The sequence below is a fragment of the Sporotomaculum syntrophicum genome (assembly GCF_009932395.1).
Lineage (GTDB): Bacteria > Bacillota > Desulfotomaculia > Desulfotomaculales > Desulfallaceae > Sporotomaculum > Sporotomaculum syntrophicum.
In genome coordinates this window covers 1-13760 of the sequence record NZ_LSRS01000005.1, presented here as the reverse complement: position 1 = coordinate 13760, position 13760 = coordinate 1, and the positions used below count along the sequence as shown (strand labels likewise).

The 13760-nt window shown below is 40.5% G+C and carries 15 protein-coding genes and 1 riboswitch; of the genes, 6 read left to right on the top strand and 9 right to left on the bottom strand.

Annotated elements, in window-relative coordinates; all coding sequences use genetic code 11:
• From SPSYN_RS10245 to SPSYN_RS10235, 3 genes are read right to left on the bottom strand one after another with little or no spacing between them, the layout of a single operon-like run.
• Nucleotides 1-774: an ABC transporter permease gene (locus SPSYN_RS10245; protein ID WP_161822411.1), complete on the bottom strand. Its 774-nt coding sequence runs from the start codon at nt 772-774 to the stop codon at nt 1-3.
• Nucleotides 749-1750 carry an ABC transporter substrate-binding protein gene (locus tag SPSYN_RS10240; RefSeq protein WP_161822410.1) on the bottom strand — a complete coding sequence of 334 codons (1002 nt, stop codon included), beginning with the start codon at nt 1748-1750 and terminating at the stop codon, nt 749-751. The genes SPSYN_RS10245 and SPSYN_RS10240 overlap by 26 nt, the downstream gene beginning before the upstream one ends.
• 16 nt (nt 1751-1766) lie before the next feature.
• Nucleotides 1767-2462 carry an ABC transporter ATP-binding protein gene (locus SPSYN_RS10235; RefSeq protein WP_161822409.1) on the bottom strand — a complete coding sequence of 232 codons (696 nt, stop codon included), beginning with the start codon at nt 2460-2462 and terminating at the stop codon, nt 1767-1769.
• A 102-nt stretch (nt 2463-2564) separates the two neighbouring features.
• A riboswitch (molybdenum cofactor riboswitch) is annotated at nt 2565-2681 on the bottom strand.
• Between the two features lie 272 nt (nt 2682-2953).
• Between SPSYN_RS10235 and SPSYN_RS10230 the strand changes: the two genes are divergently transcribed.
• Nucleotides 2954-3955: an arsenic resistance protein gene (locus tag SPSYN_RS10230; RefSeq protein ID WP_161822408.1), complete on the top strand. Its 1002-nt coding sequence runs from the start codon at nt 2954-2956 to the stop codon at nt 3953-3955.
• Between the two features lie 64 nt (nt 3956-4019).
• On the opposite strand, the gene SPSYN_RS10225 is transcribed toward SPSYN_RS10230, so the two are convergent.
• The 6 genes from SPSYN_RS10225 to SPSYN_RS10205 all read right to left on the bottom strand — a co-directional run bounded on the left by SPSYN_RS10225 (nt 4020) and on the right by SPSYN_RS10205 (nt 8655).
• On the bottom strand, nt 4020-4598 hold the full coding sequence (locus SPSYN_RS10225; RefSeq protein WP_161822407.1) for a hypothetical protein: 579 nt from the start codon (nt 4596-4598) through the stop codon (nt 4020-4022).
• Nucleotides 4599-4894: 296 nt separating this feature from the next.
• Complete coding sequence (locus SPSYN_RS15760) at nt 4895-5410, bottom strand: hypothetical protein (protein WP_202623828.1); 516 nt, start codon at nt 5408-5410, stop codon at nt 4895-4897.
• Between the two features lie 96 nt (nt 5411-5506).
• Nucleotides 5507-6190, bottom strand: coding sequence for a nucleotidyltransferase domain-containing protein (locus SPSYN_RS10220; RefSeq protein ID WP_161822406.1), 684 nt, complete (start codon nt 6188-6190; stop codon nt 5507-5509).
• Between the two features lie 142 nt (nt 6191-6332).
• A complete protein-coding gene (locus SPSYN_RS10215; protein WP_161822405.1) occupies nt 6333-7004 on the bottom strand; it encodes a hypothetical protein in 672 nt (223 codons plus the stop codon).
• 157 nt (nt 7005-7161) lie between these two features.
• A complete protein-coding gene (locus SPSYN_RS15990) occupies nt 7162-7260 on the bottom strand; it encodes a TMEM165/GDT1 family protein (protein WP_161822404.1) in 99 nt (32 codons plus the stop codon).
• Nucleotides 7261-7737: 477 nt separating this feature from the next.
• Nucleotides 7738-8655 carry a DUF2935 domain-containing protein gene (locus tag SPSYN_RS10205; protein ID WP_161822403.1) on the bottom strand — a complete coding sequence of 306 codons (918 nt, stop codon included), beginning with the start codon at nt 8653-8655 and terminating at the stop codon, nt 7738-7740.
• 870 nt (nt 8656-9525) lie between these two features.
• On the opposite strand from SPSYN_RS10205, the gene SPSYN_RS10200 reads away from it, so the two are divergent.
• From SPSYN_RS10200 to vanS, 5 genes are all read left to right on the top strand, one after another.
• Nucleotides 9526-10368, top strand: a complete 843-nt coding sequence (locus tag SPSYN_RS10200) for an SPFH domain-containing protein (RefSeq protein ID WP_161822402.1) — start codon at nt 9526-9528, stop codon at nt 10366-10368.
• 11 nt (nt 10369-10379) lie between these two features.
• A complete protein-coding gene (locus SPSYN_RS10195) occupies nt 10380-10565 on the top strand; it encodes a type II toxin-antitoxin system antitoxin (RefSeq protein ID WP_161822401.1) in 186 nt (61 codons plus the stop codon).
• A gap of 2 nt (nt 10566-10567) precedes the next feature.
• A complete protein-coding gene (locus SPSYN_RS10190; RefSeq protein WP_161822400.1) occupies nt 10568-11284 on the top strand; it encodes a DUF3784 domain-containing protein in 717 nt (238 codons plus the stop codon).
• A 439-nt stretch (nt 11285-11723) separates the two neighbouring features.
• The gene (gene vanR / locus SPSYN_RS10185) at nt 11724-12422 is read left to right on the top strand and encodes a VanR-ABDEGLN family response regulator transcription factor (RefSeq protein ID WP_161822399.1); all 699 of its coding nucleotides are present in this window, start codon (nt 11724-11726) and stop codon (nt 12420-12422) included.
• Nucleotides 12400-13539: a vancomycin resistance histidine kinase VanS gene (gene vanS, locus SPSYN_RS10180; protein ID WP_423828292.1), complete on the top strand. Its 1140-nt coding sequence runs from the start codon at nt 12400-12402 to the stop codon at nt 13537-13539. The genes vanR and vanS overlap by 23 nt, the downstream gene beginning before the upstream one ends.
• The last annotated feature ends 221 nt before the right edge of the window (nt 13540-13760 follow it).

Genomic DNA, 13760 nt, shown 5'->3' with positions numbered 1-13760 from the left:
TTATTGGTAGTTCTGTTTCCAGCGTGCTGAAAATGCATTAAGCGGCCTTATAATTACAAATTCAAGGAAAATAATGATCATAAGCAGCACCAGCACCCAGGCGAAGAGCCTTTCGGTCTCCAAATAGGCTCTTGAGACCGCAATTTTCTGTCCAATCCCCTCCCTAGCTCCGATTAACTCCGCCATGATAGTTAAACGCACTGAAGCGGTAGCACTCAAGGAAAAGCCCGCCACTAACGAATTGGTTAAGCCGGGCAGATATATTTTTTTAATCGTTATCCAGGCCGGTAACTTATACACCTGCTTCATTTCCAGCAAAGACCGGTCAATGGATTTGAAGCCCTCCAGCGTATTCATATACATGGTTGGGTACACCAGCAAGGTCACCAGAAATATTGCCATAGTGGTTCCCATACCAAACCAGACCATAGCCATGACCACAAATACAATGGCCGGGACGGATAATAAAGTATAGATAAAAGGCTGGCAAATGAGCTCAACCTTACGGTTGAGCCCGGCTACTATGCCACAAATAATCCCAAGCGTTACCCCAAAAGTTAAGCCAACAATCTGGCGTTGGAAGGTGGTTATTAAATTATCTAGCACTTCTCCGCTGATCATGATACTCAGCAAAGCCTGAATAGTCTCAGCCGGCGAAGGGAAAATGACTTGGTTATAAAATAACGATATCAACTGCCAACCAATGACGATTAGTAATACGCCAAGCAGAGAATAGCGAAATGCTAAATCATTTTTGGAAGTAGAATTCGGCATCTGGTAATTTGCCTCCCAACGCTTGAGCTGGTGCTGTTTTAGTTAGTTCGTTAAAGAAGGCTTCTACTTCATCGCGACAATCTGCAGCCATTTCAGGCTGTAAGCGGGCAAATTTTAGCGACTCTGTAACCGCTGTGGCTTTCATGAACTCATTTTGTTTTTCCACCAGCGGGCCTGCATCTACTGGATGTTCATTGATCCACTTGGCTGCGGTTTCGAAACTAGCGACAAATTCAGTTACTTCTTCATCGGTTATTCCTGCATCTGCCATCATGATGTATCCGGCTTGAGGAATCCGGTTGCTTTCCTGACCAGGTAGTTTTTGCCATACCTGCGCCAGGTCAATTGCCCGGTAAAGTTGCTTTCCTGACTTTTTAGCGTTTAAGATAGCCATACTGGAATTAGGCTCATTTAACAGTGCGTAGCTGATTTCTCCAGAAATTAATTTAGCTGACGATTCGGGTAAATCCAGGTAGGTAATACGCAGGTCGGTATCCGGATTGATCCCTTGCTGGATAAGCAGGTGGCGGAAAACCAGGTCATGTATGCCACCCTGTCCGGTGACAGCAATCTCCTTACCCTTTAATGCACTTAAATCCTTGATAGAAGCATCGGAGCTAATTACATAAAGCATACCCCATACAGAAACGTTAACCAGTTTTACATTAAACCCCTTGTTATAAGCTATAATGGCATTGGTAATCGGTGTACTGGATAAGTTAACCTGTTTGGCAGTGATCATCGCCAGTAGCTGGTCATAAGTTTTCCAGGGCTTGACCACTAAGTTAGCATTGTCTTGAGCCATATAAGCCAGTGGGTAGCTTGCCGGTCCCGGCGCTGAACCAACGATTAACTCTGCTTTGGCAGCTGTGTCGGCAGAAGTTGTAGTTGGGTTAGTATTTTTTGTTCCCTCACAGCCACCTAACACAAAAAGCAGCGCAATTAGCAATACCAGTGAGACAATTTTTTTCTGCATTAAAAATACCTCCTCATCATAAGGATTCTTGAAGAATTATTTCCGCCAGGTTTTTTTGATAACTTTCTTCGCCGCTCTGGCCGGCATCCACATTAATTTCCCGGACAATTTGGCAGGGTCGACCCTTTAATACAATTATCCGGTCTGCAAGTTGTATCGCCTCCCTTACATCATGAGTTACAAAGACCGTCGCACATGGATTCCACTGAATCAAGCTTTTCAACAATTCCCGCATAGCCTGCCTGAGGTTCTCATCCAGAGAACTGAAGGGTTCATCCATCAGCAGTAAATCCGGTTCTACCGCAAATGCACGCCCGAGGGCTACCCGCTGTTTCATACCGCCGCTTAACTGTCCGGGGTAATAGCGGGCAAAATTATTCAGGCTTAATTTGTCCAATAGCTTGTTGATTCGCGCGGTTCTTTCCGCCTTGGTTATCTTTAACCCATATAGCCCCAGGGTCATGTTTTCCTCAACCGTACACCAGGGTATTAATCTCGGTTCTTGAAATACGTAACCTGTACGTAAACTTGTTACACTAACCAGACCGGCCTGCGGTTTTAGTAACCCGGCTAAAATATTCAATATGCAGGTTTTGCCTACACCTGATGGGCCTAATATGCTAATAAACTCATGTCCCTGGCTGGCTAAATTAAAATCAGTTAAAACCTTCAGGTTATCGAAGGATAGAGTTACATTCTCAAGCTTGAACAAAACAATAATCCCCCTACTCAATCTTTGGCTGGGCAAGGCAATAAATATATCCTAAAAGTGGACATAAAAAAGACGACCTGCGCAAAGCAAATCGTCACAATTAATTAGTGAACTAAATCTTCTTTCCGCACGGGAGGTCCAACCGTTTCCAGTTGAGCCTATCGGCTTGGTATCCATAGCAAACACTACAGGAGGCCAAGCTCGAAGACATGATATGCAATTATAGTATTTACTAATTTCGACGGTTATTGTCGAAATCCTGTCAGTCAAAATTATAATTCCGAAGCCGGGAACTTATTTCATACTAAACTTCATGTCATACTTAACGAAGTGAAGTATCTTAACCTAAGATACTTCACTTCGTTAAGTATGACATTGACTGCCGGGCTGTTTAGAAATTGTTAATTCAACAAGAAGGGCTTTCCAATTTTGCCGGTCTGGTTTAACATTAAATAAAAACATCCGGCAGTTCGAAAGCGAGGTCATCATTAATGCAGCAAGCCAAAACCGGCTTGGCCAAGCAATTATTTTTTTGGCCCTCGAAAAATATTTCATCCGCCATCCTGACGGCCTTAATTTCAGGATTTTTAGTTGGCCTGTGGATAGATACAACCCCATTAAAACAGTTGCTCCCACCCATTATATTTATGATGATTTATCCAACCATGATCGGATTTAAAATTCAAGAAATTTTGAGTATATCCAATGGAAAACTTCTAGCCACGGTAATGCTATTAAACTTTTTGCTGATTCCGGTATTTGCTTATCTGCTTGGTACGCAATTCTTATTAAATGATCCTCAACTTTTTGCCGGCTTGGCAATCACCGCTTTGTTGCCGACCAGTAATATGACCATTGCCTTTACCATGCTTGCCCAAGGAAATGTCACCGCTTCCATAAAGGCGACTACCCTTGGCTTGCTGCTTGGCTCTTTACTTGCGCCATGGTATCTTTACCTGATGGTGGGCAGGTATGTGCCGGTGGACATTTTATTCACGCTTAAAACGATAGCCCTGCTAATCTTGGTGCCCATGCTTCTGGGCATACTAACTTACCGTTATCTAATGCAAAGGTTTTCGACGGAATTTTTTCAGCAACAAATAAAACCTTATTTGCCGGCGGCTAGTGCCTGGGGAATAATACCGATTATTTTCATTAGTATCAGTATGAACTCGCCAAGAATAGCTTCCCAACTCGATATGATTGTAGTGGCTTTCACAGTTCAATTGGTTTTTTATGTAATCAATTATTTAATAGCTATACTAGTAGGGCGAAAGCTGTTTGACGAAAAAGATAGTCTAAGCCTTGTATTTTCTACTGTCCTACGTAATCTATCCATTTCTATCGGCCTGGCCGCAGCTGCCTTTGGGACTAATGCAGCTTTGATGGTTTCTTTAGCCTTTCTAATTCAAGGTCAAGCCGCGGCAGTATTTATGAAGCTAAATAAAAAACATCGGCTACTGGTCAAAAAAGTGTCAACTGTTGAACAATAGCTAGTGAAAACAGTAGTGGCAGGAATATCCTCAAAATCACCTTTTTCTGCAGAAGTATCCGACATTAATTATAAAACCTCTCGTTCAGTTTAATTAAGCCGTAAAGAGGCCCCTGCTCGTAGGTTTCTCCCGGATAAAGATTTTTTAATTCGTTGTATTTTTTCAGCAATACCGGAATTGCGTCTTCATCGGCAATAAATCCAAGCGTAATACAAGTAAGTGATAGTGCGTATGGTGACCTTATTTCATCAAGAATTTTCAGCAGATCTTCTAAATAATCCTTACCGGTATTAGCGAGTATTTTGACCGCATTTTCTATGAACACAACATTGAGACTTGTTTTAAGCATGCCTAATATTCTTGGGATGATTACTTCCTCTTGCTCCAAAACTTTTTGAAAAACTATATGGTGATTTATAGGATCGCTCTTACCTCGTAACATCTTAAGGAGTATATCAGGATCGCTTTCACGAAGCAGCCTTTCTCTTTCTTCATCTGCCCTATTATCGAACCTCCGTACAAGATCTGATGCAATTTGGGACAATTCAGGGGTTTCAATCTGAGCATATACAAATTGTTGGACAGTCAGGTCCTTCACCAGATTGTCTTTGAAAAATTTTTTTGTCAATATATTCTTATACAAATCTATCACCTGCTTTATTCATGTCAAAATCCATTCCCTGCTGAAACAGTTCATTTTATAATAACATCCAACCCGCTCTCTCGCCGGACTTCTGTTCTATATGTTCAAATAATCATTTTCTCTTAATTCTCGGCAGTGGCTGCAAGCGGCCTTAGCGAATGACTTCACTATTTCTTCAAACTGGTGGTAACCAGTGAACTTTTATCCTCTTTCACCCTAGTTACACGAAGGTAACCGTTTAAACGTTCAACCAGCTGAAAGCTTAGTGTCGTTTCTTATAACAATTGTCAGTGGGTCTAGCAATTAAATTCTTTTACATTTAGTTTTATTGTAATGTTTCCTTTCTCTCTATTAATTGTTGAATAATCCAGGGAAAAGTAGAGGTTGTCGTTGATGATATTTATATCATCTGGACTAAACAGTTTCTCTGAACTTATTTCCCCTATATTCTTATTTAACAAAAATACATCAGAAAACGCTGTTCCATCACTTGCACCTGCAACTGATACAGCATTAGATAATACTATTTCCTTATTCCCCTGTTTATTTAAATAAATAGTCTTCGAATAGGACTGTATATTTTCTTGTTTATTCCCTACATACTGCATCTTCCCTCCATTAACTATTTGCTTATTAGGTAATATAATAACAAGCCCATCGTTTATCTTTATATCTGTGCTTTCTGCTTCAAATGAATAAACTTTGAATACTTGTTCATCAATTTTTGTTTTATAAAATACAGTTGTGCTAATAAATATTATGTTTGTAATAAATAAAAAAACAAACGCTCCAAGCACAATTTGTTTCTTCATATTTAACCCTCATTTACTTCACGTTATCTATTAATATTAATTATAATATATGGCTAACTCGAACTTTAAAACGCTCGTCAAATTCCTGTTCTTCGCTCAATTTAACTCGGTTTTATACTTGATAATCAACCCCGCTGCCCAATTGAACAGCAGTTCAGAGAGTCGTTCAAACTCAGTCTGCTCCATATTCGGCTGTTTCATAAACATAATGCCGGTCTTCAAAATCTCCCGTTCCTGTGGTTGCAGCACGGGGATAAGCTCGGCCTTTTGCTTTATGTAGATTCCCGTTTGGTCATAATAGATTGCCTGCACGATGAAGGCGGCTGATTTATAAAGAGCTTTCAATATCTCCGCATCTTTCTCATGCACCATGTTGTGGCCACACATGTGATAGATGTTACAGGCCCCGATCCGGATAGCACGGTGGATATCCTCCTTACCGATCAGCGGCAGTAGAAAATCAATGCTACCGAAAACCGGCGTGGTGTCATGATAGAACTGGAACAGCTCGGAACGTTCCCAATTTATTAATTCCTGCCTACCGGAGATAAACCCACACACTTTCTCCCTGTTCGGAAGTGTGTCCAGCATAGCACTGTATGCTTTAAGATCTCCCGGAGTCGCATAGTTGAGTATGACAACTGCATCAATGTCGCTGCTGTCCGTTGCTTCGCCCCGAGCATAACTTCCCTGAAGCCCGACAAACAGAAGACGAGAACCGAACAGAGATTTCAGTTTATCTAAATATCCCTTTATCCAAGTGTCTATATCAAAATCCATTTTCTGCTCCTTCGTGTTGGTTTTATAATCTCACTGCCAAATTCCATTTTATCTGTGTGACATATAAATACTTAGGACTTGTGTAATTTCACACTAGTAACTTCTAATCATAGAGACTGCGTAAAAAAAGCATTCTTCGCCATTAAAAACTGCTATCAATATTTTTTACAAACTCTTCCGCATCATCATTATATAAACCTGGAGAATACCAATACCGCACTATGCCATTTTCCAATATCTCATACCTAAACTTGCAGTCTTCTAAACACTGAACAAGCTCATTTTGGTAACTTTTACGGGCTACATTTGACTGTTCCAAAAAACTATTCCCTACATTAAGATTTTCTATATCATTTGAATATGAATATTCCAAATATGAAGACCAAGCCATCTTCAAATTATCTACATCTTTTAATGCTAAGTAGGTTAGCTGGACAAATTCATTTGGTGGCTTTAAACTTGCCAAAGAATCATGGGCTTTATCACATAAACTAATGCCTTTAATTAACATATTTCTATATGTGCCTATATCCCGTGCTTCATAAGGTATTCTATGCTGTTCAGATATTGCTTCAGCAACGGGGATTAACTCGCTTTTACATGAATCTATTTGATTCAAGAAAGATGCGTAGCTGTTTGGCATTGCGTCCCTGACCGGAGATATTTTAAAATATCTATCATTCATCAAGACAATCAGTACAATAGCGATAAAAGCAATCCAGCATCCTATTTTATATCTCTTTTGTTTATCAGCTTCTGCCTGTCTTTGTTCTTGCAAAGACTCTCTGTACCAATCCCTGTCATACATGCTCATTTATTTAGTCACCTCCATTGATAGCCATTATAATTGCTAATAAAATAGCCAGCATCTACATAGATGCCGGCACCAACTGATAGTGTAATAATTCGCTAAATGGTCACAATTTCCTTTATACATTACAAAAAAAACACAGCCGGTTTCATTTATATAGTTACAGTTTGCTAAGCTGATGGATAGCATTGTTCTCGCCGGGCCTTGCCGGAAAACGTGTTGCCATCGCAATAACCAGCAGATAGGTTTTATCACCCATTTAGGCAAGAACCACCATTAATGCAGCCCTAAGGTAAACTACCATTTTTTTAAGCCCCTCTGCAAGAAAAATATATAAAAAATAAACGAGACTTTTAACATAGTTCAATATGACTGAGCTGCGTCAATAGTCTCGCCTATTGGTTTTTATACCAACGATGAAGCCAGGATAATATCCAGTATGCTGACTTCATCTAACCAGCTACTCCCTTTTAACTAGGCAGTAATATTTTGATTTACAAATTATTTTAAACGTTGTTTAATATTTACCATGTCAATGCTAATCTTTCTGGATGTATTATTATTTGCAGATATATTTGCTCTCTTCCAGGAACTAATGAACTTTGAAAAATTCCTTCTACAAAAAAAATATAGAAGGAATTTCTGTTGAGATTTCAAGCAACTATTTAACTATACCAGAGTAAGAAGGCCTATTTTTTAATCCTATGAAGAAGGAAAATCCTTCTAGTTCTAATTATTAAACTTGAGACAATTCATGTAACCTTTGTTGCATTGTTTCAACAAACCTCTCAGCTTCGCGTCTTACATGGTCTGCTAATAATTCAGGAATAACACTGAGGAGTTCGCACTCAGCAATTAGTTCTGTAACGGCGGCTTTAAAATCCCTAATTTGCATGGCCGCTTGTAAACTATCCCTGGTGAACCTCTTCAAAATAGGATAAATAGCAAAGTTGGGTTCTAACATTGATTTTAAATCAAGTGCCTGGAACCTTTTGTTATCAAACAACACGCTAAAAGAGTTAGCTTGATCGACAAACCCTCTTTCCGAGGGGTCAAGTAAATGCACTATAAATTTGGCATGGTCAGCCATAATTCTATGCCAGAAGGTTTGGTCTCTAACAATCGTTAAAGCTAACGGTTCTACTCTTCCTGTTTGTAGTGCTTCTAATCTGCTTACAAAGGCAACGGCTTCCCTTCTGATATGGTCAATTAGCAATGGAAAATTGTAACCACCTATTTTGGCCGGACCACAGGTGAGAATCCTATCTAATACCATGGTTTTAAAACAGGCAAAAGATTGGGTGAGTTCTATACTCTCCTGGTTTAATGCCCTTACACTTTGTTCTGTTGGGGCGCTGGCAACCGCCCTTGCTTGGTTTAGCTGTCTTGTGTATGCTTGTTCGTATTGTTGGGCTTCGTTAATTAAATCTATATTTACACATGCAAATCCCAACCGCATAAAAAGTGCATGTTCCATCATTATGCGCAGCCAGAATAAGTTATTGCTTATTGATTCCGCAATAAAATCGCCTCTTCTTAGTGGTATTATTCCTGGCGGCGGACAGGTAAAGCTCGGGCAATCTTGTTCAACACAATCCGGTTGACAAAAACCCGGCCTAAACTGTGACATCATGCTTTGTATTTCCGTTGTCATTATGGTACACCTCCTTTTCACATAACCTGGCATAGTCCATTATCGATAACAATTTTGGGACACTTTCACCGGTAAGATTTTGTCCTCATCCATTCATTTCTACCCTACTCCAAGATTACCATATAGTATTCTAATTACATTATTATGCTACTTAGAGGACATGAAAAATTTTACATAATATTAAAAATGTCACTTCCGGTTATCCACATAAACATCTTTCGCTTTGATTAATGATGCCATTTTTCTTCCTCCTGTCTAAAATCACATGTTTTCGTTTACCTGTTCGCAGAGAAACTCTTCGATTTAATTAGGGAGGATTACATGAAGACGATATACATAAAGATTCCTCCTCGTATAAATATGGTTGGCTTCGATTGCGCGACTTTAAAAAGAAAATAAAAACCACAGTCAATATGCCTGTGATTCAGAGTATAGGAAGTATAACCGACCTTTTTAGGTTTAAGCGCCGATAGCTGTCCCGAAATAAACCCTTTTGCCAAAGCAAAAAAGGGGGTTATACAAAAAAGAATGACAGAACGCTCCGCCTTTCTTCACATCACATGCTTGTATTTGAAACGAAGATTATTAAAAAGGATAGACTGCTCCCATTTCTCTGCATATACAAACAGAGCTTTTGACCGTATTCAATTACTGGTTCAAATTAGGGGTACGCCGTCTTATGGAATGTGTCATTTTTTAATAATCCTCCTCTAAAGCTTATAACAACAGTCTATTTTATAGTTTCTTTTGTAGTAATGTTCAAAGGAGGAACCGGTAAGTTTCCCCAGTATGATAGATCATTTACACAAAACCCCAAATATGATATCATACATACATCAAAATAAAATCACAAAGAGAGGAGCGCTATTCATGAAAGAGAAAAAGACCTGGATGTTAAACGGTTTTCTAGCCCTGGCCATAACACTTCTACTTACCATAACAGCGGTTTTTCTGCTTGTCAGCGGCTCAATTATAACCGGCATACTTTTACTTATCGTGTCTATTTTGTTGTTCTCCGGTATTACCGTTGTACAGCCAAACCAGGCCAAGGTGCTGACATTTTTCGGGCGCTACATGGGCAGCGTACGGGATAGCGGCATCTGGATGACTTTACCCCTGTCCACGCGCAAAAAGGTTTCTTTGCGGGTGCGTAATTTTAACAGTAAAACTTTAAAGGTCAACGATGTGGATGGCAATCCGGTAGAGATCGCCGCCGTAGTGGTTTTCAAAGTGGTTGATTCCGCCAGAGCAGTTTTTGACGTTGATGATTATGAGGAATTTGTGGAAATACAAAGTGAAACCGCACTGCGCCATGTAGCCACCAAATACCCTTATGACACCTTCGAGGAAGAGGGCTATTCACTGCGGGGTAATTCCGAAGAAGTGGCCGGCGAGCTGGGGCGGGAATTGCAGGCTCGGCTGTCGGTGGCGGGAGTTGAGGTAATGGAAGCCCGGCTAACCCATTTAGCCTACGCCACTGAAATCGCCAGTGCCATGCTGCAGCGTCAACAAGCCGCGGCCATTGTGGCTGCCCGGCAAAAGATCGTCGAGGGCGCTGTGGGCATGGCTCAAATGGCCATTGCCCAACTCCAGCAGGAAGGCATTGTGGAGCTGGATGAGGAGCGCAAAGTGGCCATGATCAACAATTTAATGGTGGCCATTGTTTCCGACCGGGCTGCCCAGCCGGTGATTAACACGGGTAGTTTATATTAAAGGAAAATATCATGACTTCCAGAAAAAATTTTCCCTTAAGAATCGACCCAAAGCTATATGAAGCACTTGAGCGCTGGGCAGCCGATGAACTGCGCAGTGTCAACGCGCATATTGAATACTTGCTGCGGGAAGCGACCCGCCGGGCGGGACGCCTGCCTGGCCAGAAGACGCCGGAAAAACAACGTGAGGATGCATGAGTATGTATTACCTGGTCATTGGATTAACGGCAGGGCTGCTGGCTTTTTTAGGGATAGCTATAAAAAAATTTAAATGGTACTGGCTTATTTCCGGTTACAACACCTCATCCCCCCAGAAGCAACAGGAAATGATAAAAAAAGGTCTGGGCGAATTCATGGGGAACAGCCTGTTTTTCCTGGCGGGGATATTCGCAGCGGGAGCTGTATTACAATATTTCGGTCTGGAAATGGCCGCAGCTACCTCCTGGATACTGGTATTGGTCGCTTCAGCAGTCATCGTCGTCCGAGCCCTGCGGTACAACGCCGGTGACAATAACAAAACAAAAACTATCGTTGCCCTGGCCATCTCGCTGCTGGTCCTAGTCATTGCAAGTGTGGTCATTTTCACGGGTGCCAGGGCCCCGGAAATTACCGTGGGGGAAAACAGCCTTAAAATCAGCGGTATGTACGGCACGGAATTAAGCAGGGATGAAATAAAAGATGTCCAGCTGCTGAACCAGATTCCACCGGTAAAACTGAAAACAAACGGCTTTAACTTTGGCGAGACCCTGAAAGGGAACTTAAAGCTGGAAGAGCTGGGTACGGGCAAACTTTTTACAGGCTCATCTAAAGGCCCCTTTATATATATCAAAACTAAAGAAAGCTACATCATCATTAATTTTAAAGATCCGGAGCAGACCAGGCGGCTTTATGATAGGCTGAATAGTGCGATGCTTTAGAAGACTACACAAAACTTTTTTCATCCACTCCACCAAACTAACATTGTGCTCTCCCTTTTATTATCTATTTCTTCTATTTTCAGCACATGGTCATCTCGAATAGCTACAACCATAACTGGAAGTGGTTCTATCTCCGATACCTCATCGGTGGTCATGAGGGACCAATTAAGCCTGTCACCTTCCCGCCGGAAAGTTCAAAACTACGTTATCCACGGCTTAATCTCTATAATATCTCTTAGGTACGTTTTCAAATTTAACCATCGGTATATTGCTCCATTACCCCATTAATTGCGTTAATCTTTCATTTGACACGAGGGAACCGCTCCCTCGTGTTTAGAAAATCTTAAGATTTTAATAAGTAAAAAGCTATAAAATGGATTTCTGCTTCGCAGTATTATAATTATGGGAATATATACAAAAAAGAAAGAAGATGACGCTTTTGGCTGCAAATATTTTAATAGTTGATGATGAACAAGCTATTGCCGATTTGGTTGAAGTTTATCTGAAAAATGAGAACTATAATATCTTTAAATTTTATAACGGCAAGGATGCCCTTAATTGTATTGAAAATGAAAAACTAGACCTCGCCATTTTGGATGTCATGCTTCCCGATATAGACGGTTTTTCAATCTGTCAGCAAATCCGGGAAAAGCATAATTTCCCGGTTATCATGCTGACAGCCAAAGAAGAAGAAATCGACAAGATTACCGGCCTGACATTAGGTGCGGACGACTATATCACTAAACCATTTCGCCCTTTGGAACTTGTTGCCCGTGTAAAGGCACAGCTCCGGAGATTTACCAAATATAATTCTGCGGAGCCAAACCAAGAAGAACACTTGATTGCCTTTTCCGGCTTGGTATTGGACATGGATAACCATGAGTGTACGCTGAATGAGAAAAAGCTATCTCTCACTCCTACTGAGTTTTCCATTCTTTGGGTCCTTTGCTCCAATCGCGGACGGGTGGTAAGTTCGGAAGAATTGTTCCATAAGGTATGGGGAGATAAGTATTTCACTAACAACAATAATACGGTAATGGTTCATATCAGGCATTTAAGGGAAAAAATGCATGACAGCGCGGAGCACCCTAAATATATCAAAACGGTATGGGGGATTGGCTACAAAATTGAAAAGTAAGAGCGATAAAAGAAGGAATGACTATACAAAATTAAAAGGAAAAGTATTTTTTCAAATGCTTTTGATTACAGTTGCCGCCGCTGTGACTGTATATCTATTGCGCTACATCCTGCGTGGACAGATCGGAGATCGTATCGTTCAATTTTTAGTCAACACTTTTCATTTTAATTATTCCGAAGCACTGATAATCTATCAGTTGGTGATTCGCAACAATATTGACATGATTATTTTTGTTGTAATCCTGATATTTTTAGTTATCCTTTTTCGATTTTCTATTTCTTGGTTCACAAAATATTTTGATGAAATCAGCGCTGGAATGGATAAACTTGCTGAGGAATCCGATAATGAAATTATATTATCACCGGAATTGGATTTTATGGAAATTAAGCTTAATCAGATAAAAAACAACTTGGAAAAACAAAAAAAAGCTGCACTTGATGCGGAGCAGCGTAAAAATGATTTGGTAGTTTACTTGGCTCATGATATAAAAACACCTCTGACCTCTGTTATTGGATACTTAAGTCTTCTGGATGAAGCTCCTGATATGCCTCCTGAACAGAAGGCGAAATATGTCGGTATTACTCTGGAAAAAGCTTATCGATTAGAGCAGCTTATAAATGAGTTTTTTGAGATCACAAGATTTAATCTTCAAACGATTGTTTTGAATAAAGAAAAAATCAATTTACTGTTCATGCTTCAGCAGATGGCAGATGAATTCTACCCAATGCTGACTCCACAAGAAAAGCAGGTGTCCGTCAATGTGCCTGACGGCCTCACTCTGTGGGGAGATGCCGACAAACTGGCCCGGGTGTTCAATAACATTCTGAAAAATGCGTTAGCCTATAGCTATGAAAGCAGCGTCATTGACATTTCTGCTAAACAGCAGGATAAAAATATTGTTATAACTTTTACTAATCAGGGAAATCCAATCCCGCAGTCAAAGCTTGATACTATTTTTGAAAAGTTTTATCGATTAGATTCTGCACGTTCCACAAACACCGGTGGAGCAGGGCTGGGTTTGGCAATCGCCCAAGAAATTGTCAAGGCTCACGACGGTACAATCTCTGTGGCAAGCAATCCAGAGAGTACTACATTTACAGTAAAGCTTCCGTTATAAGAAATGAGACACAAGGGGACGGTTCGAGACCACTGAAAAAGTCCATATAAAACACAAAAAGCATCCCCACCTATAGTATAATTAAGTCACCATAACAAAATATACCGGGGGATGCTTTTTATGCTAGTTGAAACCACCTTTAAACAAGGCAGCTTTTACACTGAATTATACCATATAATACCGGAGAATCACATATTAAAACGTATAGATTCCGCAATATC

Excerpts from the sequence above, each read along its gene's own strand:
- SPSYN_RS10230 (WP_161822408.1), top strand. The coding sequence starts at position 2,954 with ATGCAGCAAGCCAAAACCGGCTTGGCCAAGCAATTATTTTTTTGGCCC.
- SPSYN_RS10205 (WP_161822403.1), bottom strand. The coding sequence starts at position 8,655 with ATGACAACGGAAATACAAAGCATGATGTCACAGTTTAGGCCGGGTTTT.
- SPSYN_RS10220 (WP_161822406.1), bottom strand. The coding sequence starts at position 6,190 with ATGGATTTTGATATAGACACTTGGATAAAGGGATATTTAGATAAACTG.
- SPSYN_RS10190 (WP_161822400.1), top strand. The coding sequence starts at position 10,568 with ATGTATTACCTGGTCATTGGATTAACGGCAGGGCTGCTGGCTTTTTTA.
- SPSYN_RS10215 (WP_161822405.1), bottom strand. The coding sequence starts at position 7,004 with ATGAGCATGTATGACAGGGATTGGTACAGAGAGTCTTTGCAAGAACAA.
- SPSYN_RS15990 (WP_161822404.1), bottom strand. The coding sequence starts at position 7,260 with ATGGGTGATAAAACCTATCTGCTGGTTATTGCGATGGCAACACGTTTT.
- SPSYN_RS10195 (WP_161822401.1), top strand. The coding sequence starts at position 10,380 with ATGACTTCCAGAAAAAATTTTCCCTTAAGAATCGACCCAAAGCTATAT.
- SPSYN_RS10200 (WP_161822402.1), top strand. The coding sequence starts at position 9,526 with ATGAAAGAGAAAAAGACCTGGATGTTAAACGGTTTTCTAGCCCTGGCC.
- SPSYN_RS10245 (WP_161822411.1), bottom strand. The coding sequence starts at position 774 with ATGCCGAATTCTACTTCCAAAAATGATTTAGCATTTCGCTATTCTCTG.
- SPSYN_RS15760 (WP_202623828.1), bottom strand. The coding sequence starts at position 5,410 with ATGAAGAAACAAATTGTGCTTGGAGCGTTTGTTTTTTTATTTATTACA.
- SPSYN_RS10240 (WP_161822410.1), bottom strand. The coding sequence starts at position 1,750 with ATGCAGAAAAAAATTGTCTCACTGGTATTGCTAATTGCGCTGCTTTTT.